The following is a 25,893-nucleotide window of genomic DNA, read 5'->3' on the forward strand; positions in this document are numbered from 1 at the left end:
GTCAGCGATTGAAGCGAACTCGCCGCAGCCGCAAGCTGTTCGAGACCACGAAGAACGACGAGAACGCCATGGCCGCGCCGGCGATCAGCGGATTCAGCAAGCCCAGGGCGGCGATCGGGATGGCGATCACGTTGTAGCCGAACGCCCACACCAGGTTTCCCTTGATGGTGCGCAGCGTGGCGTGCGCGAGCTCGATGGCGTCGGCGACCGCGCCCAGATCCTCCCGCACCAGGATCACGTCGGCGGCGGCGATGGCAACGTCGGTGCCCGCGCCGATCGCCATGCCGAGATCCGCGGTGGCCAGCGCGGCCCCGTCGTTGATGCCGTCGCCGACCATCACGACGCGTCGTCCCTGTTCCTGCATGCGGGCGATCAGCTCGACCTTGCCCTCCGGAAGCAGTTCGGCGACCACCTCATCGATGCCGATCTCGTCGGCCACCGACTGCGCGGCGTAGGCGTTGTCGCCGGTGAACATCATGACCCGCAGGCCGAGCCGGTGCAGCCGGGCGATCGCGGCGGCCGCGGTCTCCTTGACCGTGTCCGCCACCGCGATCACCGCGACGACCGTGCCGTCGACCGCGACCAGCACCACCGTGCGTCCGGATCGTTCCTGTTGCCGGACAGCGCGATTCATCTCCGGCGGGATGCCGACGCACTGATCGTCGAACAGCCGCGACCGGCCGACCAGCACCCGGCGGCCGTCCACCACGCCGCGCGCGCCCAATCCCGGTAGGGCTTCGAAGGATTCGACCGGGGGCAGGGCGTCGAGCGCGGCGCGCGCGTGCCGGGTGATCGCCGCGGCCACCGCGTGTTCGGACGCCGCCTCCACCGCACCGGCCAGGCGCAGCACCTCTGCGGCGTCGAACGATTCGTGCTCGATCACCGCGACGACGCTCATCGCGCCGTTGGTGACGGTCCCGGTCTTGTCCAGCACCACGGTGTCCACGTCGCGGGTGGCTTCCAGCGCCTGATGGCCCTTGATGAAGATGCCGAGCTGCGCACCGCGTCCCGACGCCACCATCAGCGCGGTGGGAATGGCCAGGCCCAGCGCGCACGGGCACGCCACGACCAGCACCGCCAGCGCGGCGGCGCCCGCCCGTCCAGCACCGGAACCGGTGATCAACCAGGTCGCGAAGGTCAAGGCCGTCACCAGGAAGACGAACGGAACGAACACCGCCGACACCCGGTCGGCGATCCGCTGCATCCGCGCCTTACCAGTCTGCGCCTGCTCGACCAGGCGGATCATCCCGGACAGCTTCGTATCCGCCCCTACCGCAGCGGCTTCCACGATCAGCCGCCCGGTGAGCGCGGTGGTGCCGCCGATCACCGCCATGCCCGCCTGCACGTCGACCGGGATCGATTCACCGGTCATCGCGCTGGCGTCGACGCTCGATTCACCCGACACCACAAGGCCATCCGTCGCGATCGTCTCGCCGGGGCGCACCACGAATCGCTGGCCCTCCACGAGTTCGCCGATGGGCACCCGCATTTCGCGATCGTCGCGGGTCAGCACGGTGACCTCGCGGGCGCCGAGCGCGGCGAGCGCCCGCAACGCGCTGCCCGCCGATCGCTTGGCCTTCGCCTCGAAATACCTTCCGGCCAAGACGAATGCGGTGACACCCGCCGCCACCTCGAGGTAGATCGCGTCACTGGCCCAGAGCGCCGCCCAGACGCCGTCGGGCGCGGGCCCGGAACGGTCGGGGTGCAGGAACATCGTGTCCAGCGACCACAGCGTCGCGGTCAGCACGCCGACCGAGACCAGCGTGTCCATGCTGGCCGCCCCCGCTTTCGCGTTGGCAAAAGCCTTGCGGTGGAACGGCGCCGCCGACCAGGCCACCACGGGTAGCGCGAGCGCGGTGAGCACCAGCTGCCAGCCGGTGAACCGGGTACTGGGGATGGTGGCGAACATGACCGACAGATCGGCCAGCGGGAAGAACGCCATCAGCGCGACCACCAGCCGGCGCAGCAGATCGTTGACCGCCGCGTCCTCGGGCGCCGAGCTGATCGGCTCGGAACGGTCGGTGATCGGCGACGCCCCGAACCCGGTCGCATCCACCTCGGCACACAACTGCTCGGCGGTGATCTCCCCGACCGCATCGATCGTCGCGATCCCGGTGGCATAGTTCACCGACGCGGTAATCCCGTCGATCTTGTTCAGCTTGCGCTCCACCCGGGTCGAACAGGCCGCACAGCTCATCCCGGTGACGGCCAGCGAGATGCGGTTCGGTTCGGGGGCTTCGGTTCGAACGATCGGTTCGAGCTCGATGGTCATGAAATTCCGTTCAGGCGGCGGGATCTTGGGTCGAGCGGAGGTGGCGGGTGCGGCGGCCGAGCTGAGCGCCCGGCGGCAGCACCAGGTCGACGGGGACGCGGTCGCTGGTCGGCGGGGAGGTTTCCGGGCGGCGCGTGCGGTGGACGACCACGACCAGGGCCAAGGCGACGACAAGCAGGCCGTGCGACAGAACTCGGGACACCGGCACCACGCCGGAGTAGAGATCGGACACGACGAACGCGCTCAATGCAGCGACCAGCACTCCGAGTACAGGCAGCACGCCTGCCGCGGCGTGCGGCCGCAGCGCGCAGTAGATGAATCCGACGCCGATGGCCAGGCTCCACGCGGTGCTCTCGTTGAGCAGGTGCCGGGTCATCTCGGCGCCGTGGTGATGGCTCATGCCGAAGTCGAGCCCGGCCAGCTGGGCCAGCGCCAACGCGCATTGCAAAACGCCGAGCAAGCCGAGCAGGACACGGGACAACGCGATTCGTGAGGTCGGCACGGCGGCGCGCAGTCTGGCCAGCGGTGATGGCTGCGGCCGCTCCAACTCGGCGGCGGCGAAGATCGCGTCGGTCAGGTCCGGCGCGTAGGACGAGGCGCCGCGCAACTGCTTCGAGGTCTCCACCGCGGCGACGTACCAGGAGCAGCAGTCGGCGCACCGCTCCAGATGCTCATCCACCCGGGTGGCGGGAACGGTTTCGCGCTCGCCGTCGATCCGGGCCGACAGCGCCGTCCGGCACACTTTGCACTCCACGTCCAGATTGTCGTCTACCCGGACCCCGAAGTTCCCGGCGGTTGCCCATCGTGGCGCCGCTCACTGCGGCCCCGTGGTGACCTGCGTTACCTCCGCCGGGCCGGTCCGGCACACCGGTAGGCGAGGGTTATTGTCGACACCATGCCGACGCCCGCCGAGGATGACGAGACGACCCGCCTGGCTCTGGCCGCGGCGCGTGGCGACCGGCGGGCACTGGAAGGTTTCATCCGGGCCACCCAGAAGGATGTGTGGCGACTGCTCGCCCATCTGACCGAGGTCGGCCGGGCCGACGACCTGACCCAGGAGACCTACCTGCGGGCGCTCGGCAGCATCAAACGTTTCGAGGGCCGCGCCAGCGCGCGCACCTGGCTGCTGTCCATCGCGCGCCGGGTCGTGGTCGATCAGGTGCGGATGGCGGTGGCCCGGCCGAAGATCGCGCACGGCGTCGACTGGGTCGCGGCCGCCGACCGGCAGGTGCCCCGGCGCGACGGACTGACCGAGATCGTCGAACTCAACCTGCTGCTGGACGATCTCGCGCCCGAGCGGCGCGAGGCGCTGGTGCTCACCCAGGTGCTGGGATTGTCCTACGCCGAGGCCGCGGCAGTCTGCGGCTGCCCGGTCGGCACCGTCCGCTCCCGGGTGGCTCGCGGCCGCGAAGATCTAGTTGCCGCAACGCGTTTCGGCGTACGGCGCAGCGCCAACGGCTGAGTATTCACGGCGTAGCGTCCATGCGCTGTGTGCCGATGACCGAGAGCAGCTGTAACGCTTGCTCGGCCGGGGAGCCGGGCGTGGCGGTGTAGATCACGACGCGCTGATCTCGATCGGCGACGTCGAGCACATCGCAGTTGACGGCGATCGGACCGACCAGCGGATGCTCGAAGATCTTGCACAGCGTCGGCTCGGCCCGGATGTCGTGTGACGCCCACAGCCGGGCGAATTCCGGGCTGCCGGCGAGGAGTTCGGCGACCAGCTCGGTCACCTCGGGATCGCCGGAGTAGCGAGCGGCGGTCGCGCGGAGTTCCTGGGCCGCGCTGCGGGCGAACGCGTCCGCGTCCGACACCCCGTACAGCCGCCGCCCGTGCGGGCTCGGCCCGAGGAAGGCCCGCCGCACCAGGTTCCGGTCGCGTCGCGACAGCGCGGAGAAGTCCTCCATCAACGCGGCCGCCAGGTCGTTCCAGGCGATCACCTCGTACGTCGCGGACAGCACGACCGCCGCGGCCAGCGGCAGCCGATGCAGCAGGTCGACGATGCTCTGCCGGACCTCGCGCGACGGCCCGGCCGGTGGGCCCGGCGGTGTTCCGGCGAGGTGGTGCAGATGGTCGCGCTCGGCGTTCGACAGGCGCAGCGCGCGGGCCAGACCGCTCAGCACCTCGGGGGACGGGCGCGGGCCGCGCGCCTGCTCCAGCCGGGTGTAGTACTCGGTCGAGATGAAAGCCAGCTGTGCCACTTCCTCGCGGCGCAGGCCCGGGGTGCGGCGGCGTGGTCCGGCGGGCAGACCCACGTCGGCCGGGGTGATCCGCTCGCGCCTGCTGCGCAGGAAGTCCGCCAGTTCTCGTCTGTCCACCGCTTCAGTGTGCTCCAATGTCGCGGAGCCGAGCCAGGTACAGCCGGTACCTGGCTCGGCCCGGGGTCCGGGCCGAGGCTCGATGCCATGGACAACACAATCGCCACTACCGGCCTCTTGGCCGACAAGGTCGCCTTCATCACCGGTGCCGGACGCGGCATCGGCGCCGCCGCGGCGCGGCTGTTCGCCAGGGAGGGCGCCCGGGTGGTGCTCGCGGCCCGGACGGAAACACAGCTGAAGGCGGTGACCGAGGAGATCAGTGCGACGGGCGGTATCGCGGACTATGTGGTGTGCGACCTGGCCGACCCGGACGGTGTGCGCGCCGCCGTCGACCACGTAATCGACCGGCACGGCCGGCTCGACGTCGCCTTCAACAACGGCGCGGCCGGGGTGCCGCCCGGCCCGATGGACCAGGTGCGGGAGGCGGATTTCGACTACGTCTACGCCGTGAACCTCAAGGGTCTGTGGCTGGCCATGGTCGCCGAGATCGCCGCCATCCGGGCGACTGCCGGCACCGGCGCCATCGTCAATACCTCCAGCGTCGGCAGTCTGATGGGCAACCCGGAACTGCCCGCCTACGGAGCGATGAAGCGGGCGGTCAACAGCCTCACCGAATCGGCGGCGGTCACCTACGGCCCGGAAGGGATCCGGGTGAACGCGATCGCGCCCGGCACCACGTTGACCGAGATGATCCAGGACTGGGAAGCGGGCTCGCCCGGCGTCATCGAGCGGCTCAACGCGGTCACGCCGCTGCGTCGTGCGGCGGACCCGGACGAGATCGCCCAGGCCGCCGCGTGGTTGCTCAGCGACCGTTCGTCCTACGTGACCGGCACCGTGCTGCGCGTCGATGGCGGTATGCGCGCCTGAACAAGTCAGGGGTCGGCCAAAGGCTTTGCGGCGTAGTGCAATCGGATGATGCTGTCGTCGTGTCGGGTAGTGGTGGCGTGTACGCCGAACACTGTCCGGAGTAGTTCTGGCGTCATCACTTCCAGCACCTCGCCCGCCGCGACGACGCTGCCGTGATCGAGCACGACCAACCGGTCGCAGCAGCGGACGGCGAGGTCGAGTTCGTGCAGCACCGCCAGGGTGGTGATGCCGGTCGAGCGGATCAGGTCGAGTAGTTCGAAGCGGGCCCGGACGTCGAGGTGGTTGGTCAGTTCGTCGAGCACGAGCAGCCGCGGTTGTTGCGCGAGTGCTCGGGCGAGCAGGACACGTTGGCGTTCGCCGCCGGACAGGGAGCCGATGGCACGGTCGGCGTAGGCGGTGACGCCGGTGCGGTCCATGGCGTCGGCGACGGCGTCGTGGTCGGTCGCGGTGTCCCGGCTGAACAGGCCGTGATGCGGATTGCGGCCGAGGCCGACCACCTCGGCGACCGTGAGTTCCGTTGAACCCGAACCATTCTGGAGCACCGCCGCGGTGGTACGGGCCGCGGCGCGGATGGACATCCCGGAGATATCGGCGCCATCGATCGTGACGATGCCCGCGGCAGGTTGCAGCGATCGATAGATGGTGCGCAGCAGTGTGGTCTTGCCGCTGCCGTTGGGGCCGACGATGCCGACGACCGTGCCCGGTGGCGCGTGCAGGGTCACCTGGTCGAGCACGGGGGCCGCACCGAACGTGACACTCACTCCGGCGACGGACAATTCGGCTGCGGCGCTCATGTCAGTCCACCGTTGCGCCGCAGCAGCCAGAGGAAGAACGGGGCGCCGAACGCGGCGGTGAAGATGCCGAGCGGCAACTCGTTCGGCGCGTCGATGGTGCGCGAAAGCAAGTCCACCGCAACCAGATACGCGGCGCCGACCAGCGCGGACAGCGGCAGCACCCGCCGGTGATCCTGCCCGAAGGCGAGGCGGACCAGGTGCGGAATCATCAAGCCGACGAAGCCGATTCCGCCGGCCACCGCGATCAGCACCCCGGTCAGCAGCGAGGCCAGCACCAGCAGGATGATCCGCAGCGTGCGCACGTCGACGCCGAGCGCGGTGGCCTGTTCGTCGCCGGTGCCGAGCACGTTGAGCCGACGGCCGAAGGCGAGCACGACGGCGACGGTCGCCAGCACCACCACGGTGACCGGTCCGAGCCGATCCCAGCTCGCCCCGGCGACGCTGCCCATCGTCCAGAACATCACCGCGCGTAGCTCATTCGGCGTCGCGCGCAGCTGGAGATAGTTCGTGGCCGCCAGCAGCAGATAGCCGACCGCGACGCCGGCCAGGACCAACCGGATCGGCACCAGCCTGCCGCGCTGCTGTCCGAGCAGGAACACCACCGCGATGGTGGCGATCGCACCGCAGAACGCCGCGGCGGACACCCCGATGCCGCCCAGCACGCCGCCCGCCGTGACGACCACGGTCACCGCGCCGAGCGACGCACCGGAGGACAGCCCGAGCACGTACGGGTCGGCCAGCGGATTGTTCACCAGCGCTTGCAGAATCACACCCGCCACCGCGAGACCGCAGCCGCACAGCGCGGCCAGGATCACCCGGGGCAGCCGGTAGTTCCAGACGATCTGGTCGACGGTGAAGCCGACATCGGCCGTCTTGCCGGACAAGTGGGCCAGGATCACCCGGCCGGTGTCGGCGGCGGACACGGTGACCGAGCCCGCCGCGATCGACAGCAGCATCACGGCCAGCAGCACCGCCGCCGACACGGCGAGCGCGATCGGCAGCGGCGCCGCCGCCAGCGGCGGGCGAGTGGCGCTCCGGCTGTCGGTGGCTCCGCTCCTACGGATCATCGGAACTGCTCGGGGTGCACCAGTTTCGCGATGCGTTGCACGGCGAGGTCGTTGCTCGGGCCGAGGTAGATCGAATCCGACAGCACCGCATAGTTATTCGACTTGGTGGCGCTCCACTGCGGAAACTGGTCGAGGATCCGCTTGGCGACCGCGTCGATGTCGGGGCTGCGATAGTTGATCACGACGAGTCCGTCGATCGGGGTCACCGCGAGTTGTTCCTTGCTGATCGTCACGAAGGTGGTGCCGTCGTCGCGGTTGAACGGATTCACCCCGCCGGCCTTGTCGATCACGTCGTTCCAGATGCCGCCCGCGGCGATCGCGGAGAAGTCCGAGTCGCCGCCCATGCCCATGCCGGGGAAGACGAGCAGCACGTTCTTCTTCGGCTGCCCGGCGACCCGGGTCGCCGTCTCCGCGACGGCCTTCTGCGCATCGGCGATGAGGCGTTCGGCTCGACTCGGCACGTCGAAGATGGTGCCGAGGTCGCGCAGCAGGGCGTAGCTGTCCTCGATCGTCGGTGTGCCGGTGACGGCGCCGGTCACGCCGCAGTTCGCCCGGGGCACATAGGTATTGGCGCCGGCGGCGGCCAGTTCATCGCGGGTCGCGAAGCCCTGGTCGGCGGCGAAACCGCCACCGCCGGTGGAGATCACCAGGTCCGGGTGCTGGTTCAGCATCGCCTCTCTGGGGATGTCCTGGAGGCTGTTCGGGGTGATGTTGCCGGTCGGGAGGGCATCGATGGCGGCGGCGCGGTCCGGCACGTCGGAGGTGCCGTAGGACTGTGCGTTGGCGACCACGCGGTCGGCGACGCCGAGCGCGACCAGCGAGGAGACCTCGCCGACGGAACCGCCGTTCATCACGACGACCCGCTTGGGTGCCTCGGTGAACGTGTAGGTCTTGCCGCAGTTCTCCAGGGACACCGGGTATTTGGTGACGCCTTCGGTTGCGGATGCCGGCTTGTTGTCGGTCGCCTCGGGCACCGAGGTGGTGCAGCCGGTGACGGCCAGCGTGCTTGCCGCCAGTGCCAGGAGCAGCGCGCGTTTCATCAGCATGGGTGCCTTCTCGATCGGTGCGCCAGGGCAGGCGGCGGTGGGAGGAATCGGGTTTCGATCAGGTAGTCGATTCCGGCGGTTAGTGCCGTGGCGAAATCCGGTTGGGGGACTACCGAATCGATGAGGCCGTCTCGGCCGTAGATGACGGCGTCGCCGGCCGGGGCCAAGTGGGCGGTGTGGGCGCGGGCGATGGTCAAGGAGTGGTCGTTCTGTGCTGACGCGCGATCCGCCATCGCGGTCAGGCGTGCGTGCCAGATCGGTGCGGGGATGGCCTCGACCGGGTAGCCGCGGTCGCGTAATGCGTCTACGACAGTGGCGAACGTCAGTGAGCGTTGGCTGGTCAGATGGAACGTCCGGGCTGTAGGCCGGTGGGCGACAAGGTGAGTGATGGTGGCGGCGACCCAGTCGACCGGCGTCAGGTTGATGCTGCCCGTGTCGTAGATCTCCGCCGGTACGGCCTCGAGGACGACCATCGCGCGGACCAGGCTCCAGAATGCGTCGTCGGGGCCGGAGGCTCCGGTCGTGGAGTGGCCGCCGATGCGCCCGGGGCGATACACCGTGACCGGAATGCCGCGGTCGGCGGCGGCGTACATCAGGCCCTCCGCGACCCATTTGCTGGCCACGTATCCGTTGTGCGGCAACGAAGTCGCGGCCACTCGGCGGTCTTCGGTGAGGATCGGCGGATTGCCGTCGACAGCGATGGCGGTGTCGATGGAGGAGACGAAGTGGACCGCCTTCGGTGTGCCGGTGGTCGCGAGTCGCAGGATGCGTTCGGTGCCTTCGACATTCGCCGGGCGCAGGCGTGAGTACGGCTCGAAGTGATGGACGCGGGCACCGTTGTGGAGGATGACGTCGACGGTGTCAGCCAGGTCCTGGTAGCGCTCGGGAGCCAGGCCGAATTGGGGGAGGGCGAGGTCACCCGCGACCGCGATGACTCGACCGCCGTCTGTCCACGTGGTGTCGAGACCATAACGGGCGAAGGCAGATTCGATTCGATCCAGGGCCGCGCGATCGTCGTCTGCTCGCACCAAGCAGCACACGTGTAAGTCGGTACGTTCGAGCAAAGCTGCGAGCAGAAACGCTCCGAGGAACCCGGTTGCGCCGGTGAGCAACACCGTACGCAACATCGCCGGTGCTTCGGCCGTTGCCCGGATGGTGTTGTCGAGCTGGGTGTCTGCTTCGAGATCGGCGGCGGTCCAGGTCGATTCGGCACGGTCCCGGCCTGAATCGAGACGTTCGGCCAGCCCGGCGACGGTGGGGGTGTCGAACATGGCGCGCAGATCCCACCGGATCCCGAAGGCTTCCCGGATCCCGTTCAGCACCCGCGCCGCGCGCAGCGAATGCCCACCGCGGGCAAAGAAGTCGTCATCGATGCCGACCGACTCGACCTCGAGCGCTTCGGCGAAGAGCCGGGCCAGGGCGCGTTCGGTGGGAGTGCCGGCGGGTCGATCGGTGAACTCGGCATCCGGCGGTGTGGGGAGTGCCGCGCGGTCCAGCTTTCCGTTCGTGGTGTGCGGCAGGCGATCCAGCGTGACGTACACCGACGGCACCATGTAGTCCGGTAGTCGACCGGCCATGTGCAGCCGTAGTGACTGGGTCTCGGGTTCCCCTGCTCCCTGGGTGGGCACGACGTAGGCAACTAGGACTTCCGCGTGAATGCGCACTGCGGCGGCATCGACCTGCGCATGGGCGGCAAGTGCCGCTTCCACCTCGCCGACCTCGATCCGATAGCCGCGCAACGACATCTGGCTGTCGCCACGACCGAGGTATTCGAGGTGACCGTCCCTGTGCCACCGCACCAGATCTCCGGTGCGGTAGAGGCGGCTTCCCGTCGTGGCGAGCGGATCCGCCACGAATCGCGTCGCGGTCGCCGCCGGTTGTCCGAGATACCCTTGCCCGACCGGTATTCCACCGACATACAGTTCGCCGACAACCCCCGGCGGCACCAACTGCAGGCTTCGATCGAGGACATAACAGCGGCCGTTGGTGACCGGAACCCCGATGGACGGTTGGGGATGCGCTTCGATGCCCGTCCAGGTCGCGTCGACCGTGCATTCCGTTGGGCCGTACAGGTTGTAAACCGCAAGCCCGGGCTCGGCGCGCAGTGCGGTCCACAGCGCCGGATCGGCGGCCTCGCCGCCGAGCGCGATCACCGTCGGACGATGGGCTCCGGTGAGAAGTCCGGCATTCAGCAGTTCTCGTGCGAAAGTCGGTGTGACATCGAGGAAATCGATGCGCTGGTCCCGGATGTAGCGCACCAGACCGTCCGGGTCGCGCCGTAAATCGTCGTCGATGAAGTGCAGCTCGTGTCCTGCGAGCAGCCAGAGCAGCCCTTCCCACGCGGTATCGAACGTCATCGACGCGGTCAGCGCGGCCCGCATCCGCCGCCCGCCGCGTGCCGCCACCGCGGGCTCGATCAGATTCTCGCGATGATGGTGGTACAGATTCGCCACCGACCGATGCGAAATCAGCACGGCCTTAGGAGTTCCGGTGGTGCCCGAGGTGTGGATGACCCACGCCGGTTGCTCGGGGTGTAGCCGGGTCGGCGGGTGCGCACGCAGGGGCACGGCGGCCCTCGCCGGGTTCACGGGGCCGGATCGAGCCGCGCTCGTCGAATCGGGGATTGCGTTCGACTGTGCGTCCCCGGCTATAGCCGATGTGGTTGTGGTGACGGGCAATTCATCGAGCAGGAGAGCGCGGTGTAGCAGCGCGTCCGGTATCGGCACGGCCAGCGCGGTCGTAGTGATGATGGCGCTGAGCTCTGCCCCGCCGCCCTCTAGTCCTTCGAGGAGCAGCGCCGAACGTGGAGCCGGCTGTCCGGGATCCAGCGGAACATACGTTGCACCACACGCGAGTACGGCGAACAACGCGGCGATCGCGTCACTGGTGCGCGGAAGCAGTACCGCTACGGCATCGCCGCGACGGGTACCTGCGGTCGTCAGCGCGGCACTGATTTCTCGTGTCCGTGCGGCCAGTTCGGCATACGTGAGCGTGTGCCTCGCGCCGTCGGCAACGAGCGCGACTGCGGTCGAGGTGCGGGCTACCTGCGCGGCAAGCAGGTCGGGCACGGTGCTGTCGGGCCGAGGGCGATCGATGCCACGGCTGTTGGCGTGCACCCACTCTCGTTCGCCCGGCAGAAACAGATCGGCCGCATCGAGTGGTTGATCCGGTCGGTCCAGGATCCGGCGGAGGAAGGTCGTGAAGCGCCGCAGGTGGGTGGCCAACTCGACCGCCGTATACGCGCCCGGGTGCCCGTCGAGGTATAGCGTCGGACCGGCGCCGTCGATCCGGTCGTAGAGGTTGAAGACCAGGTCGTCGATCATGCCCGCGGTGACGTTGTGCACCGCGCCGGCACACTCACCGAAGCGGAGATCGTAGTCGAACAGCATGAGGTTGACCGACGGCCCGTACATGCTGCGATCGCTGCCGACCAGGCCCAGGTCGCGGCGCACCTGCTCGCTGCGGTAGCGCTGATGGCGCCGGCTGCGCACCAGGTGACGGGCGACCCGCCCGGTCAGGTCGATCAGGGTCGGATCGTCCGCGAAGTCGGCCCACAGGGCGACACCGTTGAGCGTCATGCACGGCACCCGCAGTGCGGGCGTGCCGGTCCGCAGCATCACCGGCAGCGCGAGACACACCTCGGCTGCCCCGGTCATTCGGTGCACGTACGCGGCAATCGCGGCGGTCAGCACATCGGTCCAGTTGGCGCGCGAGGTCTCCGCGACGCGGCGTAACAGTGCGACCGTCTCGGTATCGAGGGTGGTGAACTCCCGAAGCGCCCGGCCCGCAACCGATGTCGAGCGCGGTGCCGCACCGGACAAGGTCACCGGTGCAGGACGATCGCGGAGGTAGTCGAGCCAGAACTTACGATCACGATCGAGATCCGCAGACTCTGCATAGGCGGCGTCCGCTGCCACGACAGCGTCCCAAGACCCGAATGCATAAGCGGGTGGCAAGGTTCCAGCGACGAACGCCGAGTACAGCTCGGCAACACGCCGCGCGATGAGCGCCATGCCGTAGCCGTCGAGCAGGATGTGATGCACCCGGTGGTACCAGAGCGTCCGCCGGGCATCGAGCCGAAACACGATGTGCGCGAACAGAACGTCGCCGGTCAGGGACACCGGTTGCGAGACATCCCGATTCATCAGATCCAGCGCGGCCCGCAGCGGATCCGACTCCTCCGAGACGTCCACCACTCGGACCTCCCATGCGGGAGACTCCACAACCTGCCCCGGCCCGTCCTCGACGAACCGAACATGCAGCGCCGCAGCCTCATCGACCGCCGAACGGATGGCGTTCACCAGGTGACCCACCGCTATCGCCCCGGAAATCTCCACATACTCGGCGATATTGAAGACCGCGGCGGTCGGATCGAGCTGCTGCCCGAGCCAGACGCCCAACTGCGCGGAGGTCAACGGCCGGGCGGAACTCACGGCGCGGCCCGTGGCGCGAGCAATGCCCACCATGCGGCGAGCGTCGGATTCTCCGCCAGATCCACGAAAGCCGGTGCGGCACCGCGAGATTTCCAGCGTTCGATCAATCCGATCAACCGCACCGAATCCAGTCCAGCGGCGAACAGATCGTCGGTGTCGTCCAACTCGTCCGGCTCCAGATACAGCAGATCGGCGATATCCGCCCGGACGGTGTCGTAGGTGAGTGGTTCCATCGCGCTCAGTTGACCTGTCTCTCCCGCTCGGCCCAGAACCGGTCGCGCAGCTGCCAGCGCAGAATCTTGCCGCTCGGATTGCGCGGAATGCGTTCGACGAACTCGAAGCGCACCGGAATCTTGAACCACGCCAGGTGTTCCCGGCAGAACGTCATCAGCTCGCGCACCCGGACCTGCTCGCCCGGCCGGCACGCGACGAACGCGTGCACCGATTCGCCGAGCACGTCGTCCGGCACGCCGATCACCGCTGTGTCCGCCACGGCCGGGTGGCGGGCGAGGGCGTTCTCGATCTCGGCGGGATAGATGTTCTCGCCGCCGACAATGATCATGTCCTTCAACCGATCCCGGATGTACAGGTAGCCGTCGGCGTCGACGTATCCGGCGTCCCCGGTGTGAATCCAGCCGTCGATCAGGGTTTCGGCCGTCGCCTCCGGCAGGTTCCAATATCCGAGCATGGCGGCGGGCGAGTGCAGGCAGATCTCCCCGACCTCCCCGGCCGGCCGCTCCGCGCCGGATACGTCGATGATCCGCACGGACAGACCGGGATACGGCCGACCGGCGGCGGCCAACCGCGGATTGCCCGCCACGTGCTCCTGCGGCGGCAGGCAGATCGCGGTGTTCCCGGTCTCGGTCAGCCCGTAGATCTGCGCGAACTCGGCGCCGAAGAGCTCCAACGCTTCCCGCAGCAGCGTCGCCGAAATGGGTGATCCGCCATAGACGACCTTGCGCACCGAGCCCAGCGCCTCCGGCGTGACCCGCGGCTCGCCGAGGATCAGCCGCAGCATCGACGGGACGACGCACATCGTGGTGATCCGCGCCTCTTCGATGATCGCCACCGCGGTGCTGCTGTCGAATCGGGGCATCGCCACATTGGTGATCCCCGCCGCGAAACCCTGCATTGCCCACCAGATTCCACCGACGTGGAAGCCCGGGATGCCGATGAGATTGCGATCCCCGTCGCGGAAGCCGAGCCAATCCAGCCCGGACTCGTCCAGCGCCTCCGCGATCGCGAAGAAGCTGCGCTGGGCCAGTACAACACCTTTGGGCAGCCCGGTGGTCCCGCTGGTGTACAGCTGGATGACCGCGTCGTCACGTCCCGACGGTCGTTCGCCGAGATCCGGGTCGGCGATCCCGGCCAGCCAGTCGCCGAACTCCTCGCCGTCCAGCCGGACCGCGTGTACGTGCGGCGCGGCCGACCGGGCGATGTCGGCGGTGTCGGCGTCGACCAGCACCAGCGCGCTGCCCGAATCGCGCATGATGTGCTCGACCTCCGGCGCGGTCAGCCGGAAGTTGATCGGCACCAGCACCGCGCCGAGTCGCGCGCAGGCGAAGAACAGGCCGTAGTAGTAGACGGATTCCTTGCCCAGATAGGCCACCCGGCTGCGCTTGCCGATACCGAGGGCCCGCAGCGCGCGGGACAGCCGGATGCTGTCGGCGCGCAGCCGCGCGTAGTCGAGTCCCACCCCGGCACACGCGATGGCCAGCGTGTCCGGCCGATTGCGCGCGTGCTCGTCCAGGATCGAGGTCACGGTGGGTGCGCTCACAGCGCGGCTCCGAGCGGTCGCGCCGCGTTCACGATGGCCAAGCGGACGGTGCCCGCGCACTGCCCGCCGTTGTCGTCCCAGCACCGGAACGACGTGTCCAGCGAGGTGAACGGCTCGCCGTCGCTCGCGCGCGTGCGTTCCTGGCTGCCGCCCAGGGCGAATTCGCCGTAGAACCGCCGCGGATCGATCGGCCGCCGGTACTCGCTGTCGAGCCGGGTGATCAGGATGTCGGGCAGTTGACGCCGCCAGTAGTCGTCCATGGTCCACCCGCCGAACAGCGGCCCGGCACCGTGGCGCACCAGCATTGCGATGGTCTGATAGAGCATCTGGTTGTAGCAGATGTTCACCTCGACCGAATTGAGGTGCCCGGTCGCATCGATGTAGCAGGACTCGGGAATCTCGAATGTGCCAGTGGCGGAGGCTTTCTCGCCCTGCGCCTGAACCGTCAGCTCACGCAGATACCGGCAATGCGGCTTGTAACAGCGCAGCACCTCCGACAGCAGCACCGGATCGTTCGGGAACACCTCGCCGGTCATGCCGGGATGCCCTCGTCGTCGTACACCGTGACCCGATGCGACACGGCCGGTTCGCAGGTCGAGTTGTGCAGTGCCCGATGCACCAGGCTGCGGTTGTCCCAGATGAGCAGGTCGCCCCGCTCGAAGGTCTGCAACCGGATCGCCGGATGCTCGAAGGTGTCATCGAGTTGACCTGTGGCAGTGAGTAGTTCGTGCAGCAGATCGGGCCGGTCGGTGCCGTCGGCCGCAGTGATCGACTCGGTGAGGCCCTCGCTGATATACACGATCGGCTCGCCGGTGTGCGGGTGCGGGTGCACCGTCGGCAGCGTCACCGGCGGCGTCTTGCGGTCGATCTCGGCGAGCAACTCCGAGATGGGCCGATAGACATCGCTCGGCCGGATCTTGAAGTAGCGGCGGACACTGTGCGTCGCCACCGTAGCGGCGGCCGATGCCCGCAATTCGGGGCTGAGCTGCTGATACGCGCGAGCCAGGTCGATGAAATAGGTGCCCCGGCTGTGCGTCGGCACCACCTGGGTGTGGGTGAAGGTCAGGTCGAACGGACGGGCCATGAACTGGTAGTCCGAATGCCAGAACTTCCCGGTCTTCGGCACACCGACCCGCTGCTTGCCGGTATCCACATTCGACGACACGAACACCTCGGGCACGTCCGGGTGGTGGTAGATCGGCTCGTAGTACCGGATCGGCTCGCCGAAACCGCTTGCCAGCGCGACGAATTGGTGCGGATCGAGCTCGATGCCCTTGACCACCGCGATCCGCTCGCGGTACACGGCACGCTTGACCGCACGGATGTCATCGAGGGATGTGGGGTCGAAGTCCTCGACCACCACACCGAAGTCTCCCTGCGGGCTGATCCGCATGGCTGTTCGCTGCATAGCCACTTAGTCGGCCCACTACGCCCTGTAGTTCCCGGCAATTTCGAGTGATTTGCCCGTCCTTCCGCAAATATTGTGACCTGGCCGACACTGCGCGAGCAGTGGTTGCATCGCGAACCCGACTGGGGCTAGCGTCCTTCCGCGGTAGCGATCACCGCTGCGCACGGCGACCCGACCAGTCTCGGCTGATTCGCCAATAGTGCTTCTCTGCAACACCTTTCGTACTCAACAGTGCGCCGTCGGCGTACTGGCGACCGCACGCCCGGATTGTGCCGAGGCGAGAAGATGAGGGATCCCCATGGGCAGAACAACATTGGTAACGCTGGCCGCGTGCATGGTTGCCGCACTGGCCGGTTCGGCGGGCACGTCGCATGCCGGCCCGGGAACGCCCGAAATCCACTACACCGCAAGCGTGGTCGACAAATCGGTGGTGCTGAGCACCGACGCGGGCGCGCTGACCGTGGCCGACGGGCAATTCCGGTTCGCCGATGACACCGGACGCCTACTCGTTTCGATGCCGCTCAGCTATCAACGCGACAACAAGGTGTGGCCGATCACAGCGAAGATCGTCGGCAACACCGCCACCCTGACCCCGGACACCGACCCGGCCGCCGCCCGGCCCGCGCCGGTCGAGTTGCGCGACATCGCGATCGACCCGCAATCCACCGACTTCAACATCGCGGTGATGAACTTCGCCACGGTGGCCGCCCTCGGCGTCGCGCTCGGCACGCTGATCGGCACCACGATCGGCGCGGGTATCGGCTGCGTCGCGGGCGGCGCCCTGGTCGGTGCGGCCGCGGCGGTTCCGACGATCGGCGTGCTGGCCGTCCCCGGATTCCTCGGCGGCTGCCTGGTCACCGGCGCCGCCGCGGCCCCGATCGGCGCGATCATCGGCACCATCGCGCTCGGCGTCCCCGCCGCGATCATCGGCGGCCTGTTGTTCGCGGGTGCGCTGGGCAAACAGGCGACGAGCTGAGCGGCTCAGGCCGCGGGTTCGGCGCGATGGCTGTCGATGAGCGTCCGGCCCATCGATTGGGCCCGCCGCGCCGCCTGCCGGTCGCCCTCGGTGGCCGAGACGATCGAGCCCTTCATCAGAATGTGCCAGGACCTGGCGAAGTCGTCCGGATCGCGCAGGCCCGCCTCCTCGGCGCGCGCCCGGACGATGCCGCGGATGGTGCCGAGATGGGCGATGCTGGCCCGCCCGGCCGGATGATCCGGTCCCAGCTCCAGCAGCACGTTGATGAACGTGCACGACTCGAATCCTTCGGTGCCGAACCAGTCGTCGAGCACGTCGAAGATGGCGAGCAGTCGCTCCTCCGCGGTGTTGCCGCGCCGGCTGGACTGCTGTTCGACCAGGCCGAAGGTCCACACGAGCTCGCGACGTTCCAGCACCGCGAGGATCAACTCGTCCTTGGTGCGAAAGTGCCGGTACAGCGTCGCTTTCGCGATGCCTGCCCTGGCGATCACCTCATCGATGCCGACCGCCCGGATGCCGCGGCGAGTGAACAAGTCGTAGGCAGTGGACAATATCCGTTCGCGGGCACCGACAATCGTGTCGTCGCTTGCCGTCACCCTCTTACCATAACGCTGTACAGACCCGACCTGCCATGCTTCACTAGGTAGACAGGTCTGTCCCGTGCGGGGCAGGCCGAGGAGTCGGCATATGTCCCGCAACGACGACGACCGGTTCGCTACCCCACCTCTGGACCGGTCGGTACTGGAAGTCCCTGACGTTCTTCGTTTTTCGGTGTGTTGTCCGCGCCGTGACATCGCCATGATGCTGGTGGACGGCGAGATCGATCTGCGCACCGCACCGAGCTTCCGTGACCAACTCTGCCGATTGTTCGGCGCCGGACCCGTCCTGGTCGTACTCGACCTGTCCCCGGTGACCTTCATGGCGGCCGCGGGTCTGCGGGTGCTGGTGGATGCGCAGACACAAGCCGAAAAGGCCAGGCGCCGAATGGTATTGATCACCGCAGTGCGCTGTGTCGATCGCGCGCTGGAGGTGACGGGCCTGGCGCCCAGCTTCCGCAGAGTGCGGTCGCTGGACGCCGCGCTGGCCGACCATGCCGTCGGATACGAAGAGACGGCGTAGTTTTCGGCTCAGTTCAGCCTTTTCTCCATCCGGTGCCGAGCGGTGTCGGCGAACTTGCCGCCGCGCTTGCGGGCGGTATCGGCGAGTTCCGGGCCGCGCTCGCGCGCGGTGTCGGCCAGCTCGGCACTGCGTTCCTTGGCGACCTCGGCGAACTCCGCGCCGCGCTCCTTGGCGAGTTCGGCCCATTCGGCGCCGCGGTGCTTGGCCACGTCGGCCAGTTCCGCGCCGCGTTCCCGGGCCAGTTCCGCCAGCTCGGCGCCGCGCTCGCGGGCGAACTCGGCCCACTTCGGTCCGCGCTCGCGCGCCAGTTCGGCCCATTCGGCGCCGCGGTGCTTGGCGACGTCGGCCAGTTCCGCGCCGCGTTCCTTGGCGGTCTCGGCCAGCGGCGCGGCATGTTCCTTCGCGGCCGCGGCCAGTGGGGCGGCGTGTTCCTTTGCCGCAGAAGCCCATTCGGGGCCGTGGTGCTGCACCGTCTCGGCCAGCTCGGACCCCTTGGCGGCCGCGGCACTGCCGAGACTGCCTGCCGCAGAGGCGACTTCGTGCGCCCGGCGCTTGAGCACCTCACCGGTCGCGCTTTCCGAGGAGCCAGTGAACGGCAGCGCGGCGGTCACCGTGGCCGCGGCATCCCTGGCGGCCCGCTTGCCGCGCCAGCCCAGCGAGGGCTTGCCCTCGGTGTCGGCCGCGGCGATCATCAGCCCGCCGAGCAGGCCGAGATCCTTGAGGAACGCGTTCCGCTTGATCGCCTTCTGCGCCGGGTCCGGTTCGTTCCAGAAGTCCTGCTCGGTGACCGTGGCCGGGATGACGGTCGCGGCCAAGACCAGCGCGGCCAGGCGTGGCGCCTTGCCGAGCGCGAGCAGCACACCACCAGCTACCTGGGCACCCGCATTGATCCGGACAACGGTGCCCGGGTCGTTCGGCAACTTCGCGGCATATTCCTCCGGAAGCTGACGCTGGCCTCGCTGCACCAGCTCGGTCGCCGCCTTCACGCGCGATTCCGGGTGCCGCAACGTATCGACACCCTCCACGACGAAGACAGTGGCCAAAAGCGGGCGGGCAAGTCGGCGTAACAACATGACGGATCCCTTTCCTCGACGGCTCTATTCGACCGGGTTCCCGGAAGGTGTCGCATCAAACCCGGTGGGCGGGGAGTTACGGGCGTATCGGACACAGAATCTACACCCGGTAACGGCAAATATTGAGCGAACGATCACCAGGTGGTGGATCCGAGCTGATCCGCCGGTCCTCGACCGAGATGCCCCGCCGGAAGGTACCGCCGATGAACTCCAGCACGGCCGCAACGACTTTCGAGTCGATCGTCGCCCCGCTCCCGGCCGCGCCGGGCTGCACCTTTCGCTTCGATACCGTGCCCTGCCGGCATCGCGCCGAATGGTTCATCCGCAAGCGGCCATGCTGTCATGCCGAGGGCGTCGACTTCATGTGCGACACGTGTCACACCCGGATCCACTGGTTGCTGACCATCGGCGTCGAATTCGAGTGCGCCGGTTGCGGTGTGCGGTCGGACAGCTTCACCGAGCTCTATCCGACCGCGGCGCCGCTGTGAGCCGGGCGGTCAGGGACCGCCGACCACCTTCGGGACGCTGGACCGAGTCGTCGTCAGGAACTCGGTGATGATCGACGTGACCTGGTCCGGGTCCTCCACCATGGGCAGGTGACCGCAGTCCGGCAGCTCGACCGCGGTCTCGGCGTGCAGGGTGCGGTTGAGCCGGGCGCCCGCGCGGGCCGAGAGGATGCGGTTCTGCTTGCCCCAGATGGTGCAGATCGGCGGGAAGTCCGCCGGCGGGTCGAAGCGGTCCAGGGCGGCATAGGTGGGGAAGTCCTGGACCAGCTCGTGCAGCGCGTGCAGGCGGCCGCGATCGGACCAGTGCGCGCGCAGGCGCGGGGAGTGCTGCAGGCCTTGGCGCTTGCCGCGAGCCCCGAGCTGATTGCCGACGATCAGCGACACCGCGCGACCGGGCAGCGCGAGCCTGCGGGCCAGCGGTCCGAGCGGTAGCCGGGCATCCGCCCAGGCCATCGCCGCCGACTGCCCGGAGCTGACGGTGTCCCAGGTCAGCGGGTTGATCAGAACGAGCGCCCGCACCCGGTCCTGGTGGCTCATCGTGTAGCTCAGCGAGGTGGCGCTGCCGAGGCAATTGCCGACCAGGACCACGTCGGTGAGCCGGTAGGCGTCGAGGAAGGCGCCGAGCATCCGCACGTAGTCGGCGAGCCGGTAGCCGTCCGCGGGCTGGTCGGATTCGCCGTATCCGGGCAGGTCGAGGGCGAACACCTCGTGGTCGCGGCGCAGCGTCGCCACCTGGTCGTCCCAGATGCGGCGCTGGGTGCCCGCGTTGTGCAGGAAGACCACCGGCGCGCCGCTACCGGAGCGCTCGAAGGCCACGGCCCTGCCCTGATGCTCGAAAATGTCCACAGTGACTCCTTGCGAGCGGCCGGGCGAACACGTCGCCCGATCCGCTGCAATTTTACGTTGTTGTCAAGCAGTGAGCTGGGACTTCGGCGGTTCTGGTGTGGAGTGGTCACACCTCGATGCCGGTGCGCACCACCTTGCCGGTCGCGTTGCGGGTCAGCGCGGTGGTGGTGAGCCGCCAGCGGTTCGGCACCTTGTAGTAGGCGATCCGTTCCGCGGCGAACGCGCGCAGCTCCGCTTCGGTTGTCGCCGAAAGGTTTTCGACCACTACCAGCGCGGCGACCTGCTGCCCCAGATCGGCGTCCGGTACGCCGACGACCGCGCATTCGCGGACCGCCGGATGTTCCTCCAGGCACTGTTCGATCTCGGTGGGGTAGACGTTCTCGCCGCCGCGCAGGATGAGATCCGAACGGCGACCGGACAATTGGAGCCTGCCCTCGGTGAGCACACCGATATCGCCGGTGCGCAGCCAGCGGTCCGCGGTGATCGCGGCGGTGGTCGCCGCCTCGTCGTTCCAATAGCCGAGCATCACGTACTGACTGCGTACGCAGATCTCGCCTTCGGTCCCGTCGGGCACGGGGTTGCCTGCGCTGTCGCGCACCTGCACGGCGACCCCGATGACGGGGCGGCCCACGGTATCCGGGAACGCGGCGAGTTCGGCGGGACTGGCCAGGGTGGCCGCGGTGCTGCATTCGGTGAGGCCGTAACTGGTCACCAACGCGGTCTTGGCCACCGGAAGTTGTTCGCGCAGTTGATGTTGCAGCGCGGCCGAGGACGGCGCGGAGTTGAGCGAGAACGAGGCCAGCGAGGACAGGTCGTAGCCGGACAGATCCTGTTCGAGCATCCGGGTGGCCATGGTCGGCATGGCGCCCCAGTTGGTGATGCGTTCGCGTTCGATCAGCCGCAGCACCCGATCCCCGTCGAACGAACCCTGATAGAGCACCGAGGTATCGCCGGTCACCAGGCGCGGCACCACCAGGTTGTGCAGGCTGGCGATGTGGAACAGCGGGGAGGTGAGCAGGAACCTGCGGCCGCTCGGCGGTTCGGTGGCGCCGCTGAACTCGGCGGCGAGCGCGTCGTTGAACCGGTGGTATCCGATGACCGCCAGCACGTTCCGCTGCGTGTGCACCGCGCCCTTGGGGCGTCCGCTGGTGCCGCTGGTGTAGAGGACGACCGCCGGATCGTCCTCCTCCACCTCGGCGAGCGGGGTTGTGCCGCCGGCGAATTCGGCGATCAGCGCGGGCAGGTCGTGCTCCATGGTGAGCACGGGCACGCGAATATCCAACTCTGCCAGCAGTGCCGCGCGTTTCGCGTCGACAATCAGCACGGCGGGGGTGGTGTGCTCGACGCCGTAGGCGATTTCGCGCGGCGTCCACCACGCGTTGTAGCCCACGGCGATCGCGCCGAGGCACTGCGCCGCCCAGAAGGTCACGACCCATTCGGGCGTGTTCGCGGCCAGAATGCCGATCCGGTCGCCCTTTTCGATGCCGTATCGATCACGCAGCGCGTTGGCCAGCGCGCCGACCGCCGCCGCGTGCTCGGCGAAGGACAACCGGGTGTCCTCGCTGACGAGGTAGTCGCGCTCGCCCCAGCTCGCCGACGCGGCCACCAACTCGCCGAGCGACCTGCCGCGGTTGCGCAGCACCGGCACCGGTGCGCCGAGCACGTCCTCGACCACCATCTCGAATCGCCCACCGGGACCGGTCAGCCGAGCCACAGCGGCTGCGGCGAATGCCTGCGCGTCGAAAGGCTTCGTCATGTAGCGCTCTTCCTGTTCTACGGAACCAATACCGCGCGGCCGGTCACCAGACCGCGCTCCAGCCGGTCGAGCGCGTCGCGGCCTGCCGCCAGGTCGTAGCGCTCGACCTCCACCGTGAGCTTGCCCGAGCGGGCCAGCGCGACGGACTCGATCAGATCGGATTTGGTGCCGCCGTACGACTTTCGCACGGAAGCGCCCCACGGCCAGCCGGGTCCGCCGGCCGGACCGGCGGTGAGCTCCGGCGCGCCGCCGCCGAGGCCGATCATCCGGTAGGCGCCGTTGGGCGCCACCGATTCCACCGCGAGGGTGGCGGTCTGGTCGACGCCGACGAAGTCGAACACCGCGTCCGCGCCGCGACCGCCGGTGCGGTCGAGGATCTCGCGCGCGGTGTCCGGGCCGGCGAGCAGACCTTCGGCCGCGCCGCAGCGGGCGGCCAATTCGAGCTTGTCCGCGCCGATATCGACGGCGATCACCCGGGTCGCGCTGGTCGCGGCGAGAATCTGCACCGCGACATGGCCGAGCCCGCCGATGCCGATCACCACCGCGACCGAGTCGGGCCGAAGGTGGTCGCGGGCGCCGCGAATCGCGTGATAGCTCGACAGCGCGGCGTCGGCCAGCGGGGCCGCCTGCACGAAGTCGAGGTCACCGATCGGTACGAAAGAGCCGGCCGGGATGCGGATGTACTCGGCCATGCCGCCGTCCGGGCCGAGCCCGGGACACGGCGGCATGGCCGTGCGCCCCGCGGCGAGGCAGACATTCTCGTTGCCGCTGACGCATTCCCGGCACACGCCGCAGGACCAGCACAGGTAGACGATGCCGCGTTCGCCGGCGACACGACCGTCGACCGCGGCGCCGACGGCCTCGATGGTGCCCGCGACTTCGTGGCCGAGGGTGAGCGGCTCGTCGCGCATGCGGAACGGGATGTGCAGCACGTGCAGGTCGGAATGGCAGATCCCGGCCGCGCCGACGCGCAGCAGGAGGTCGGTCGGGCCGATCTCGGGGATCGGGACTTCGCGCAGTTCCAGCACGCCCGGCTCGGTGAGTTGCAGCGCTCGCATCATGTGTGGACCCCCACCGCGGTGTAGACCGCGCGCAGGTAAGCGTCGGCGCGTGGGGAGCCGATCAGGCCCGGCTCCATCTTGTTCATGGTGTAGGCGAAGGTGATTCGGCGATCCAGATCATTGACGACGATCGCGCCACCCAGTCCCGCCCACCAGCAGACCTTGCCGTCGGGAACCGCCGGCGCGGTTTGTGCTTGGGGGAGCCCGTAACCGATGCCGAAGCGCAGCGGCAGCAGCAACGCGAGGTCGGCGCCGTCCGACTGCTGTTCGAAGATCAGGTCGATCGTCTTCTCCGACAACATCCTTCGACCGTCCAACACGCCGCCACCGGAGACCAGCGACTGGATCCGCGCCACGGAGCGCGCATTCCCGTGGCCGTTCACCGCGCCGATCTCGGCCTGCCGCCACGCCGCGCTGTTGGCCTCGTGCAGATCGAGCAGGGGACTGGTGAGCGTCTTGACCAGGATGCTCTCCTGATCGAGCGCGGCCATGTCGAACTTCAACTGCGGCGGCGGGACCAACGACGCGATCCGATGGTGCAGTTCGGGTCCGGTGCCGATATGGAAATCCGCGTCGAGCGGACCGGCTAGTTCCTCGGCGAAGAACCGCCCGAGGCCGCGGCCGGTGATCCGGCGGATCACCTCGCCGACCAGGTGCCCGTAATTCAGCGCGTGATAACCCGACGCGGTGCCCGGCGTCCACCACGGCGGCTGCGCCGCGAGCCAGGCGGCCGCCGCCTCCGGGTCGTAGATGTCGGTCAGTTCGATCGGCCGTTCCCAGCCGGAGACACCGGAGGTGTGCCCGAGGAGGTGCCGGATCTCGATGTCGCCCTTGCCGTTCGCCGCGAATTCCGGCCAGTAGTGCGCGACCCGCTGCCGCACGTCCAGCTCGCCGCGATCGACCAGCAGCAGTGCGCACAGCGCGGTCATCGTCTTGCTGATCGAGAATACGTTGACCAGGGTGTCCGAGGTCCACGGCACGGTGCGATCGAGATCGCGGTGCCCGCCCCAGAGATCGACGACGGGTTCGCCGTCGACGGTCACGCAGATCGCCGCGCCGAGTTCCTCGCCCGCGGCGAGCCGGTTCGCCAATTCCGCCCGGACACCGGCGAATTGATCGGCACAGAAGCCCGAGGTGGTCATCATGCGCGCTCGAACGTTCTGGCCGGCACCGGCAGCGCGTAACCGGTTGCCGCGGCCCGCTTCGCGCCCCTGGCCATTTCCTTGTTCAGGTCGCGCACATACGGCTCGAACTCGATCTGGATCGTGTGCCGCGGCGAGTTGTAGTAGCGACCGCTCCGGCGTTCCTCGGCCGCGCGGATCGCCTCGTGCATTTCCGATTCCGGCGGCGGCAGGTACTTGCCGGTCAGGTAGGCGGCGACCAATTTGCTCTGCTGCTCAGCGAAATTCACCAGCGTCGGCAGTGGTTGCGCCAGGCCCATGAAGAACAGGTTGTCCACGCCCGGCTTCATCATCTGCTTGAACAGCGGGATGCGGTTCTGCTCGTCCGGCACCAGGGCCGGATCGGTGAAGAACGGGAAGCTGATGTGATAGCCGGTGGCGCAGACGATCACGTCCACCTCCTCGGTGCTGCCGTCGGCGAAGCGCACGCGCGGACCCTCCAGCGCCGTGATGGCGGGCTTGAACGCGATATCGCCGCAGCCCGCGCGGTGCAGGAACTCCTCGCTGGCCGACGGATGCGCCTCGAACGGCAGGTGATCGGGCTTGGGCAGCCCGTAGAACTCCATCTCGCCGCGGAACTTGCGCACGAAGCGCTGCTTGAGCTTCATGCTCACCTTGCGCGGAATCCACGGCGGCACACTCTGTTTGTCCCCGACCTTGCCGTTCACGTATTTCGGCAACACCCACACACCGCGCCGCGCGGAAACGGTGAGCTTCGCCGCGACGAAGCGCTGCGACAGTTCCGAGGCGATGTCCAGCCCGGAATTGCCCATGCCGACCACCACGACCTTCTTGCCGCGCATATCGACCGGGTCGAACGGATCGTTGTAGGCGTGGCTGTGGATCAGCACGCCGTCGAATTCGCCGGGATAGTCGGGGGTGTTCGGATCCCAGTGGTGACCGTTGCAGACGATCAATACGTCGTAGTCGCGGGTGCGCCCGTCGCTCGCGGTGACCAGCCAGCGGCCGTCGGTCTGCCGTTCGGCAGCGGTGACTTTCGTGCCGAACCGGATCTTGTCCCGGAAACCGAAATGGTCGACGTAATCCTTGAAGTACTGGAACAGCTGGGAATGGTGCGGAAAGTCCGGCCAATCCGCCGGCGCCGGATAGTCCTCGAAGGCCAGCCGGAACTTGCTGGTATCGATGTGCAGCGACTGGTAGCACGCCGACATCCCGTTGGGATTCTTGAAATACCAGTTGCCGCCGACCTCGTCGGACGCCTCGAACAGGTCGAACGGAATATCGAAGTCCTGCAGCCGTTTCGCGGTGGTGATCCCAGAGGGGCCCGCGCCGATGAGGCAGACCCTGGGCAGAGTGGGTTGAGTCAATTCACGTGTCCTCGTGCTGGGAGGGCGGTCACCTGCCTGCGGCGGCGCGCCCGGCGCCGAAACCG

The 25,893-nt window shown here is 68.5% G+C and carries 23 protein-coding genes; 5 read left to right on the forward strand and 18 right to left on the reverse strand.

The window, feature by feature from the left end:
- Window position 1: 1 nt before the first annotated feature.
- Window positions 2-2,272, reverse strand: a complete 2,271-nt coding sequence (locus tag F3087_RS15335; RefSeq protein WP_150402562.1) for a heavy metal translocating P-type ATPase — start codon at window positions 2,270-2,272, stop codon at window positions 2-4.
- 10 nt (window positions 2,273-2,282) lie between these two features.
- Window positions 2,283-3,026: a zf-HC2 domain-containing protein gene (locus F3087_RS15340; RefSeq protein ID WP_191093967.1), complete on the reverse strand. Its 744-nt coding sequence runs from the start codon at window positions 3,024-3,026 to the stop codon at window positions 2,283-2,285.
- Window positions 3,027-3,167: 141 nt separating this feature from the next.
- Here F3087_RS15340 and sigC point away from each other — a divergent pair, with 141 nt between their 5' ends.
- Window positions 3,168-3,734 (forward strand): RNA polymerase sigma factor SigC, encoded by a 567-nt coding sequence (gene sigC, locus F3087_RS15345; RefSeq protein ID WP_150402564.1) that lies wholly within the window; start codon window positions 3,168-3,170, stop codon window positions 3,732-3,734.
- Window positions 3,735-3,738: 4 nt separating this feature from the next.
- Here the strand turns inward: sigC and F3087_RS15350 are convergent, their stop codons facing one another.
- Complete coding sequence (locus tag F3087_RS15350) at window positions 3,739-4,590, reverse strand: helix-turn-helix transcriptional regulator (RefSeq protein ID WP_150402565.1); 852 nt, start codon at window positions 4,588-4,590, stop codon at window positions 3,739-3,741.
- Window positions 4,591-4,677: 87 nt separating this feature from the next.
- On the opposite strand from F3087_RS15350, the gene F3087_RS15355 reads away from it, so the two are divergent.
- On the forward strand, window positions 4,678-5,457 hold the full coding sequence (locus tag F3087_RS15355; protein WP_150402566.1) for an SDR family NAD(P)-dependent oxidoreductase: 780 nt from the start codon (window positions 4,678-4,680) through the stop codon (window positions 5,455-5,457).
- Window positions 5,458-5,462: 5 nt separating this feature from the next.
- Here F3087_RS15355 and F3087_RS15360 read toward each other — a convergent pair whose 3' ends face one another.
- Genes F3087_RS15360 through scoE form a run of 8 tightly spaced genes read right to left on the reverse strand, consistent with a single transcriptional unit; the run spans window position 5,463 to window position 15,982 of the window.
- Window positions 5,463-6,251: an ABC transporter ATP-binding protein gene (locus tag F3087_RS15360; protein ID WP_150402567.1), complete on the reverse strand. Its 789-nt coding sequence runs from the start codon at window positions 6,249-6,251 to the stop codon at window positions 5,463-5,465.
- The gene (locus F3087_RS15365; RefSeq protein WP_150402568.1) at window positions 6,248-7,318 is read right to left on the reverse strand and encodes a FecCD family ABC transporter permease; all 1,071 of its coding nucleotides are present in this window, start codon (window positions 7,316-7,318) and stop codon (window positions 6,248-6,250) included. Before F3087_RS15365 ends, F3087_RS15360 begins: the two co-directional genes overlap by 4 nt.
- Window positions 7,315-8,364, reverse strand: a complete 1,050-nt coding sequence (locus tag F3087_RS15370; RefSeq protein ID WP_150402569.1) for an ABC transporter substrate-binding protein — start codon at window positions 8,362-8,364, stop codon at window positions 7,315-7,317. The genes F3087_RS15365 and F3087_RS15370 overlap by 4 nt, the downstream gene beginning before the upstream one ends.
- Complete coding sequence (locus F3087_RS15375; RefSeq protein WP_150402570.1) at window positions 8,358-12,830, reverse strand: non-ribosomal peptide synthetase; 4,473 nt, start codon at window positions 12,828-12,830, stop codon at window positions 8,358-8,360. Before F3087_RS15375 ends, F3087_RS15370 begins: the two co-directional genes overlap by 7 nt.
- Window positions 12,794-13,030 (reverse strand): phosphopantetheine-binding protein, encoded by a 237-nt coding sequence (locus tag F3087_RS15380; RefSeq protein ID WP_150402571.1) that lies wholly within the window; start codon window positions 13,028-13,030, stop codon window positions 12,794-12,796. The genes F3087_RS15375 and F3087_RS15380 overlap by 37 nt, the downstream gene beginning before the upstream one ends.
- Before the next feature lie 5 nt (window positions 13,031-13,035).
- Complete coding sequence (locus tag F3087_RS15385; RefSeq protein WP_150402572.1) at window positions 13,036-14,574, reverse strand: long-chain-fatty-acid--CoA ligase; 1,539 nt, start codon at window positions 14,572-14,574, stop codon at window positions 13,036-13,038.
- Complete coding sequence (locus F3087_RS15390) at window positions 14,571-15,110, reverse strand: FcoT family thioesterase (protein WP_150402573.1); 540 nt, start codon at window positions 15,108-15,110, stop codon at window positions 14,571-14,573. The genes F3087_RS15385 and F3087_RS15390 overlap by 4 nt, the downstream gene beginning before the upstream one ends.
- Entirely contained in the window at window positions 15,107-15,982 is an 876-nt protein-coding gene (scoE, locus tag F3087_RS15395; RefSeq protein ID WP_223885078.1) for a (3R)-3-[(carboxymethyl)amino]fatty acid oxygenase/decarboxylase, read from the reverse strand. Before scoE ends, F3087_RS15390 begins: the two co-directional genes overlap by 4 nt.
- Before the next feature lie 298 nt (window positions 15,983-16,280).
- On the opposite strand from scoE, the gene F3087_RS15400 reads away from it, so the two are divergent.
- Window positions 16,281-16,958, forward strand: coding sequence for a hypothetical protein (locus F3087_RS15400; protein WP_223885079.1), 678 nt, complete (start codon window positions 16,281-16,283; stop codon window positions 16,956-16,958).
- 5 nt (window positions 16,959-16,963) lie between these two features.
- Here F3087_RS15400 and F3087_RS15405 read toward each other — a convergent pair whose 3' ends face one another.
- Window positions 16,964-17,554: a TetR/AcrR family transcriptional regulator gene (locus F3087_RS15405; protein WP_223885080.1), complete on the reverse strand. Its 591-nt coding sequence runs from the start codon at window positions 17,552-17,554 to the stop codon at window positions 16,964-16,966.
- A 91-nt stretch (window positions 17,555-17,645) separates the two neighbouring features.
- Between F3087_RS15405 and F3087_RS15410 the strand changes: the two genes are divergently transcribed.
- Window positions 17,646-18,077, forward strand: coding sequence for an STAS domain-containing protein (locus F3087_RS15410; protein ID WP_150402575.1), 432 nt, complete (start codon window positions 17,646-17,648; stop codon window positions 18,075-18,077).
- Window positions 18,078-18,085: 8 nt separating this feature from the next.
- On the opposite strand, the gene F3087_RS15415 is transcribed toward F3087_RS15410, so the two are convergent.
- Window positions 18,086-19,150, reverse strand: a complete 1,065-nt coding sequence (locus tag F3087_RS15415) for a DoxX family protein (RefSeq protein ID WP_150402576.1) — start codon at window positions 19,148-19,150, stop codon at window positions 18,086-18,088.
- Window positions 19,151-19,353: 203 nt separating this feature from the next.
- Between F3087_RS15415 and F3087_RS15420 the strand changes: the two genes are divergently transcribed.
- Window positions 19,354-19,638, forward strand: coding sequence for a hypothetical protein (locus F3087_RS15420; protein ID WP_150402577.1), 285 nt, complete (start codon window positions 19,354-19,356; stop codon window positions 19,636-19,638).
- Window positions 19,639-19,647: 9 nt separating this feature from the next.
- Here the strand turns inward: F3087_RS15420 and F3087_RS15425 are convergent, their stop codons facing one another.
- The 5 genes from F3087_RS15425 to F3087_RS15445 all read right to left on the reverse strand — a co-directional run bounded on the left by F3087_RS15425 (window position 19,648) and on the right by F3087_RS15445 (window position 25,828).
- Complete coding sequence (locus F3087_RS15425) at window positions 19,648-20,502, reverse strand: alpha/beta fold hydrolase (protein WP_191093969.1); 855 nt, start codon at window positions 20,500-20,502, stop codon at window positions 19,648-19,650.
- Window positions 20,503-20,608: 106 nt separating this feature from the next.
- On the reverse strand, window positions 20,609-22,258 hold the full coding sequence (locus F3087_RS15430; protein WP_150402579.1) for a class I adenylate-forming enzyme family protein: 1,650 nt from the start codon (window positions 22,256-22,258) through the stop codon (window positions 20,609-20,611).
- A gap of 17 nt (window positions 22,259-22,275) precedes the next feature.
- Complete coding sequence (locus F3087_RS15435; RefSeq protein ID WP_150402894.1) at window positions 22,276-23,316, reverse strand: NAD(P)-dependent alcohol dehydrogenase; 1,041 nt, start codon at window positions 23,314-23,316, stop codon at window positions 22,276-22,278.
- Complete coding sequence (locus F3087_RS15440; RefSeq protein WP_150402580.1) at window positions 23,316-24,464, reverse strand: serine hydrolase domain-containing protein; 1,149 nt, start codon at window positions 24,462-24,464, stop codon at window positions 23,316-23,318. Before F3087_RS15440 ends, F3087_RS15435 begins: the two co-directional genes overlap by 1 nt.
- Window positions 24,461-25,828 carry a flavin-containing monooxygenase gene (locus F3087_RS15445; protein WP_150402581.1) on the reverse strand — a complete coding sequence of 456 codons (1,368 nt, stop codon included), beginning with the start codon at window positions 25,826-25,828 and terminating at the stop codon, window positions 24,461-24,463. Before F3087_RS15445 ends, F3087_RS15440 begins: the two co-directional genes overlap by 4 nt.
- Window positions 25,829-25,893 lie beyond the last annotated feature (65 nt).

Origin of the sequence: Nocardia colli (assembly GCF_008704205.1) — a bacterium.
Lineage (GTDB): Bacteria > Actinomycetota > Actinomycetes > Mycobacteriales > Mycobacteriaceae > Nocardia > Nocardia colli.

Bases quoted from the DNA above. Each gene is read 5' to 3' on its own strand.
- F3087_RS15335 (WP_150402562.1), bottom strand. From the start codon at position 2,272: ATGACCATCGAGCTCGAACCGATCGTTCGAACCGAAGCCCCCGAACCG.
- F3087_RS15410 (WP_150402575.1), top strand. From the start codon at position 17,646: ATGTCCCGCAACGACGACGACCGGTTCGCTACCCCACCTCTGGACCGG.
- scoE (WP_223885078.1), bottom strand. From the start codon at position 15,982: ATGCAGCGAACAGCCATGCGGATCAGCCCGCAGGGAGACTTCGGTGTG.
- F3087_RS15390 (WP_150402573.1), bottom strand. From the start codon at position 15,110: ATGACCGGCGAGGTGTTCCCGAACGATCCGGTGCTGCTGTCGGAGGTG.
- F3087_RS15375 (WP_150402570.1), bottom strand. From the start codon at position 12,830: ATGGTGGGCATTGCTCGCGCCACGGGCCGCGCCGTGAGTTCCGCCCGG.
- F3087_RS15365 (WP_150402568.1), bottom strand. From the start codon at position 7,318: ATGATCCGTAGGAGCGGAGCCACCGACAGCCGGAGCGCCACTCGCCCG.
- F3087_RS15435 (WP_150402894.1), bottom strand. From the start codon at position 23,316: ATGCGAGCGCTGCAACTCACCGAGCCGGGCGTGCTGGAACTGCGCGAA.
- F3087_RS15440 (WP_150402580.1), bottom strand. From the start codon at position 24,464: ATGATGACCACCTCGGGCTTCTGTGCCGATCAATTCGCCGGTGTCCGG.
- F3087_RS15360 (WP_150402567.1), bottom strand. From the start codon at position 6,251: ATGAGCGCCGCAGCCGAATTGTCCGTCGCCGGAGTGAGTGTCACGTTC.
- F3087_RS15370 (WP_150402569.1), bottom strand. From the start codon at position 8,364: ATGCTGATGAAACGCGCGCTGCTCCTGGCACTGGCGGCAAGCACGCTG.
- F3087_RS15415 (WP_150402576.1), bottom strand. From the start codon at position 19,150: ATGTTGTTACGCCGACTTGCCCGCCCGCTTTTGGCCACTGTCTTCGTC.
- F3087_RS15355 (WP_150402566.1), top strand. From the start codon at position 4,678: ATGGACAACACAATCGCCACTACCGGCCTCTTGGCCGACAAGGTCGCC.
- F3087_RS15400 (WP_223885079.1), top strand. From the start codon at position 16,281: ATGGGCAGAACAACATTGGTAACGCTGGCCGCGTGCATGGTTGCCGCA.
- F3087_RS15430 (WP_150402579.1), bottom strand. From the start codon at position 22,258: ATGACGAAGCCTTTCGACGCGCAGGCATTCGCCGCAGCCGCTGTGGCT.
- F3087_RS15420 (WP_150402577.1), top strand. From the start codon at position 19,354: ATGAACTCCAGCACGGCCGCAACGACTTTCGAGTCGATCGTCGCCCCG.
- sigC (WP_150402564.1), top strand. From the start codon at position 3,168: ATGCCGACGCCCGCCGAGGATGACGAGACGACCCGCCTGGCTCTGGCC.
- F3087_RS15380 (WP_150402571.1), bottom strand. From the start codon at position 13,030: ATGGAACCACTCACCTACGACACCGTCCGGGCGGATATCGCCGATCTG.